The organism is Cellulomonas sp. A375-1 (genome assembly GCF_001040865.1).
Lineage (GTDB): Bacteria > Actinomycetota > Actinomycetes > Actinomycetales > Cellulomonadaceae > Cellulomonas > Cellulomonas gelida.
Window position 1 is genome coordinate 1 of sequence record NZ_LFKW01000031.1, and the last position, 5,860, is coordinate 5,860.

The window sequence follows — 5,860 nt, forward strand, 5'->3', positions numbered from 1 at the left end:
TGCGGACGCCGCCTCAGCGCGGCGTCCGCACCGTCGGTGGTGAGGCAGCCGAGCGGGCGAGCGCGATGTCCGCGTCGCGCAGCACCGCCGCGGCGTCGGCGCACCCGCGCACGCTGGCGACCATCCCGACCCGGATGCGCTCGCCGAGCTCGGCCTCCAGGGAGTCGACCACGCGTCGCACCCGCATCGGGACGGCGCCTGCGGTGTCCTCGAGCAGCAGGGCGATCTGGTCCTCCGCGATCCGCGCCGCGGTGTCCCCGGCGCGCACGGCCGCCTGCAGCCGCTCGGCCAGCTGACGGACCGTCGGCCCGTCGGTCCGGCCGGGCCCGTCGGCGCCCGGGAGCCGGACGACGACGAGCGCGCAGTCGAACTCGTGCACGCGGTGGGCCCGCACGACCGCCGCGCCGAGGCGGTCGACGAACAGCAGCCGCGTGGCCAGGCCGGTCTCGGACTCGCGGAGCGCGTCGCGCTGCTGGGAGAGCTCGGCCTGCTTGCGCTCGGTGACGTCCACGATCGTCCCGACGACGCGCGCCGGGCAGCCCGCCTCGTCGAGGACCGTCATGGCGCGGCACATCAGCCAGCGGTACTGCCCCGACGCCGCGCGCACGCGGTGCTCGAGCTCGAGCGTGGTGTCCACACCCGCCAGCGCCGCCGCGATCGCGGTCGAGACCTCGTCCCGGTCCGCGGGGTGCACACGCTCGAGCCACTCGGTGGGCGACGAGCCGACGGCCTCGTCGTCGTAGCCGAGGGTGCGCTTCCAGCGGGGCGAGTAGTAGACCGTCCCCGCCGAGACGTCCCAGTCCCACGTGCCGTCGTCGGCTGCCATCGACGCGAGCGCGTAGTGCTCCTCGCTCGCGCGCACCGCGTCGGCCAGCGCGCGCTCGCGCGCGGCCGCCTGCTCGAGCTGCACGCGCTGCTCGTGCAGGGAGGCGAGCATGCTCTGCTGGTCGAGCGCGACGGCGAGCAGAGCCGCCCAGTGGTTCGCGCGGTCGCGGGCGGTCGTGGAGCGCGTGTCGACCGCGCCCTCCAGGGCGAGCAGGCCCCAGTCGCTGCTGCCGCAGGTCACGGGGACGACGAACGTCGCCTCGGCGGTCATGCCGCCGCGCAGCATCGCCGCGGGCGGGAACTCGGCGGGCACGGTCCGTGTGCCGACGAGCCGCGCCAGGCCCCCCGAGCCGTCCCGCACGCCCACGATCTCGAGCGGGCGGTCGCGTCCGGGCGCCGTGCCCTCGGCCCACAGCGCCAGGCACGCACGGCCGCGCAGGGAGCGCGGGAGCCAGTCGAGCGTGCGTGGGTCGGCGCCGTCGCTGCGGAGCAGGTCGGTCGCGACCTCGTACTGGTGCACGAGCGTCGACTCCAGCCGGCCCGAGCGCTGCAGGAGCGCCGTCGTGCAGCCGCGCGTGAGCGCCAGGATGACCTCGGTCGTCGCCCGCTCGACCGCGGTGCGACCGGCCGCGTCGATGTCCTCGCCTCCCACGAGTGCGTCGTGCGCGCGGCGTACGACCGCGACCAGGAGCTCGAGCGCGTCCGGGTAGGGCTGAAGGCCGGTCGTGAGCTCCGTCAGCCGCGACATCGCCAGGTCGTCGGGCAGCACACCGCCGCGGGCCGCCACGAGCGGCTCGACGACGGCGCGCCACCACGCCTCCTGCGGCGTCCGTCTCTCGTGCCGCTCCCCGCCGCGCACGCCCCGCGCCTCGAGGTGCCCCTCACGGTGAGCGGTGCGTGGTCCGTGCGGTGCGGGCACCGCCACGCGACCGCCGGCGAACGCCGTGCGCACGAGGTCCAGCAGCTCGTCGCGCCAGTCGCCGCCCGAGTCCTCGATCCGGCGCAGGGGCGTGCAGCCGCACGACTCGCGGACGACCAGTGACGTCGGGGTGCGGTGCTCCCCCACCGGCACGGCCTCGCCGCGCAGCCGCGCGAGGAGCAGACGCACCGCGGCCTCGCCGACGCGGTCGAAGTGGGCGTCGACGGTGGTCAGCCGCGGCGTGAGCCGCGCACCGAAGTCGGCGTGGTCGAAGGCGACCACGGCCTGGTCCCGCGGGACCGACAGCCCCGCCTGGCGCAGCCCGGCGACGAAGCCTGAGGCGTTGCGGTCGGTCGCGACGACGACCGCGGTCGTCCGCATGCCGTCGGCGAGCATCAGCCGCGCCGCGGTCTGCCCACCGAGCTCGTTGTTGTCGCTCGCGGCGTACACCCAGCCCTCGTCGGGCGTGATGTCGTTCGCCTGCAACGTCTCGCGATAGGCGTCGAAACGTTCGCGCATGTCTCGCTGGGTGAGACAGCCGATGAACCCGATCGCACGATGTCCGTGCGCGATGAGGTGCTCGACGGAAGCCCGCACGCCGTGCGCGTTGTCGGGCAGGACCACCGGCGCGGTGCCCGTCGCGACCTCCTCGCTGACCAGCACGACGGGGATGCCCGAGCGCTCGATCGCGGCGAGTCTCTCGTGCGGCAGCGCACCCGACAGGACGATCAGTCCGTCGACCGCGTCGACCGCCACAGGCACGTCGTCAGGCGTGACGACGGGCTCCCGCTCCAGGCCGGCGCGGTACGTCTGCACGGCGATGACCCGGTGGCCGCCCGCACGGCACGCCCGAGCGACACCTGCGATCACGGCGCCGAAATAGAAGCCGCCGACCACGGGTGCGAGCACGCCGACAGTGCGTCGGGCGGGTCCGGGAAGTGGGCCCCGTCGCCCTGGTGTCGCTGCCGTCACTGGTCACCTCGTCCACGTCGTCGGAGCCGAGATGATGCGATTCGTCCGCATCGGGCGACAGACTAGGTGATCGTGGCATCTCAGGCAGCCCCCAGAGCGGGACGACGACCGACAATCTCCGACGTGGCACGTGCGGCGGGCGTCTCCACCGCCGTCGTGTCCTACGCACTGAACGACCGACGCGGCGTGTCCGTGGCGACCCGAGAACGGGTGCTGCGGGTCGCCGACGAGCTGGGGTGGCGACCCAATCCCGCCGCGCGCTCGATGCGGGCGGGGGCCCAGGCCGTCGGGCTGGCGGTGGTGGCCGGCGAGACCCTGCACGGCGCACCCGTGCTCGACGTCGTCGCTGCGTTCCAGCGTGAGCTGGTCCCGCGTGGCCTCGGCGTGGACCTGCGCGTCGTGGCGGACGTGGCCGCGGCCGCGGAGCTCTACCGGCGGTGGGGCGCGGAACGACGGTGCGAGGTCGTGGTCGTCCCCGAGGTGCGCGAGGACGACGTGCGCCTGCGCATCGCGGTCGACGCCGGGCTGCGACCCGTCGCGGTCGGCCCGACGGGCGTCGCGCCCGGCCTGGCGGCGGTCGAGGTCGACGACGAGGACGCGTACGCGCGCGTCGCCCGCTACCTCGTGAGCCTGGGGCACGAGCGGATCGCCGCGGTGGCCGACCCGCTCGACCGGATGCGGACCGCGGCGTGCGAGCGCGGTCTGCGCGCGGCACTGTCGGACGGCACCGTGACGCTCGAGATCGTGCCCACCGACGGCAGCGTCGAGGGTGCGGCCGCGGCGACCCGGCGCCTGCTGACCCAAGGGCTGCGGCCGACCGCGATCGTGCTGGCCACGGACGTCATGGCCCTGGCGGCGCTCGACGTCGCGCGCCGCACGGGCCTCGTCGTGCCCTGGGACGTCTCGGTCGTCGCGGGCGCCGACAGCGTGCTGTGCCGCCTCGCAACGCCCGCGCTCACGAGCCTGCCGTCCCTCGCAGGCGACCTCGGCGAGGCGCTCGCGCGCGCGGTCACGGGGACGCTCGACGCCGCCGACGACACGCCTCCCGTGCGGGTACCGCTGACCATCGGGGCACTCGCCGTGCGAGGGAGCACGGCGCCGCAGGCGCACTGACGGCCAGCTCACCGCCCCCTCCGTCGAGGGCGTGAGATCGCTCGTCGCGCGCGCCGACGGAACCGCTCCCGGATCCGGGCTGAGCGAGCGAATCGATTAGGGCGCTCCTCTTGGGAGCGCTTGCATGGTCCGCTGGACCCGGTCGCCGACGACTTCCCGGCGGCCCCGTCCGCACACTGTCGCGCGGGCGTGCCGTTCGATCCCTCGGAGGACCACGTGTCCCGACACGGACCCCGCGCAACAGCCCGCAGGCGTCGTGCCGCAGGCGTCGCCACCACGGTGGCACTCGCTGCGCTCCCCCTGTCCATGGCGTTCCTGGCCCCGGCCACCGCCGCCGAAGCACGCGTCGACAACCCGTACGCGGGTGCCGTCCAGTACGTGAACCCGACCTGGTCCGCTGCCGTCCTCGCCTCGGCGGCGTCGCAGTCCGACTCGACGCTCGCCGCGAAGATGCGGACCGTCGCCAAGCAGCCGACGGCCGTCTGGATGGACCGGATCAGCGCCATCACCGGCAACGCCGACGGCAACGGCCTGAAGTTCCACCTCGACAACGCGGTGCAGCAGCAGGAGGCCGCGGGCAAGCCGCTGGTCTTCAACCTGGTCATCTACGACCTGCCCGGGCGCGACTGCTACGCGCTCGCCTCGAACGGTGAGCTCCCCGCGACCGACGCCGGCCTCGCGCGCTACCAGTCCGAGTACATCGACCCGATCACCGCCCTGCTGGGCGACTCGAAGTACCAGAACCTGCGCATCGCGGCGACGATCGAGCCCGACTCGCTGCCCAACCTGGTGACCAACATCAGCCAGCCCGAGTGCTCGCAGGCGGCGCCGTACTACCGCGCGGGCGTCAAGTACGCGCTCGACAAGCTCCACGCGCTCGGCAACGTCTACAACTACATCGACATCGGCCACTCCGGCTGGCTCGGCTGGGACTCGAACGCCGGTCCGTCGGCCAAGATCTTCGCGGAGGTCGCCAAGACCACCAAGGCCGGCTTCGCGTCGATCGACGGCTTCGTCTCCGACGTCGCCAACACGACGCCCCTCGAGGAGCCGTTCCTCACGGACCCGACGAAGACGCTGGGCGGTGGCAACCCGATCCGGTCGAGCTCGTTCTACGAGTGGAACAACGACTTCGACGAGGTCGACTTCACGGCACACATGCACCGCCTGCTCGTCGCCGAGGGCTTCCCGACGACGCTCGGCATGCTCATCGACACGTCGCGCAACGGCTGGGGCGGCCCGAACCGTCCGACGGCGGTCTCGACGAGCACCGACCTCAACACGTACGTGAACCAGTCGCGCGTCGACCGTCGCGTGCACCGTGGCGCCTGGTGCAACCCGCTCGGTGCCGGCATCGGCGAGCTGCCGCAGCCGACCCCCTCGGGCTACGCCGACTCGCACCTCGACGCGTTCGTCTGGATCAAGCCCCCGGGCGAGTCGGACGGTGCCTCGACGGACATCCCGAACGACCAGGGCAAGCGGTTCGACCGTATGTGCGACCCGACGTACGTCTCGTCGAAGCTGTCGAACCAGCTCACGGGCGCCACGCCGAACGCGCCGCTCGCCGGCCAGTGGTTCGAGGACCAGTTCGTCACCCTGGTGAAGAACGCCCACCCGGCGATCGGCGGGGGCACCACCCCGACTGACACCACCGCCCCGTCGGTGCCCTCGGGCCTGACGGTCGGCTCCGTGACCAGCACGAGCGTCGCGCTGTCGTGGAGCGCGTCGACCGACAACACCGGTGGTTCGGGTGTGGCCGGCTACGACGTGTACCGCGGCACGACCCTCATCGGGTCGCCGACGTCGACGAGCTTCACCGCGACCGGGCTCAGCCCGTCCACGGCGTACTCGTTCACCGTCCGCGCCAAGGACGTCGCCGGCAACGTCTCGTCCGCGTCCACGGCCGTCACGGCCACGACGCAGTCGGGCACCGTCACCGACACGACCGCCCCGTCGGTGCCCTCGGGCCTGACGGTCGGCACGGTGACCAGCACGAGCGTCGCGCTGTCGTGGAGCGCGTCGACCGACAAC

General features: G+C 73.7%; 3 protein-coding genes. 2 read left to right on the top strand and 1 reads right to left on the bottom strand.

Features of this window, described 5'->3' with window-relative positions; all coding sequences use genetic code 11:
* Positions 1–13 precede the first annotated feature (13 nt).
* Positions 14–2,653, bottom strand: a complete 2,640-nt coding sequence (locus tag CWIS_RS02990; RefSeq protein ID WP_048341758.1) for a substrate-binding domain-containing protein — start codon at positions 2,651–2,653, stop codon at positions 14–16.
* Positions 2,654–2,839: 186 nt separating this feature from the next.
* On the opposite strand from CWIS_RS02990, the gene CWIS_RS02995 reads away from it, so the two are divergent.
* Both CWIS_RS02995 and CWIS_RS03000 read left to right on the top strand, forming a co-directional pair.
* Positions 2,840–3,829, top strand: coding sequence for a LacI family DNA-binding transcriptional regulator (locus tag CWIS_RS02995; protein ID WP_229747522.1), 990 nt, complete (start codon positions 2,840–2,842; stop codon positions 3,827–3,829).
* A gap of 216 nt (positions 3,830–4,045) precedes the next feature.
* Positions 4,046–5,860, top strand: a 1,815-nt coding sequence (locus CWIS_RS03000) for a glycoside hydrolase family 6 protein (protein WP_048341823.1), incomplete at its 3' end; no start/stop codon positions are given.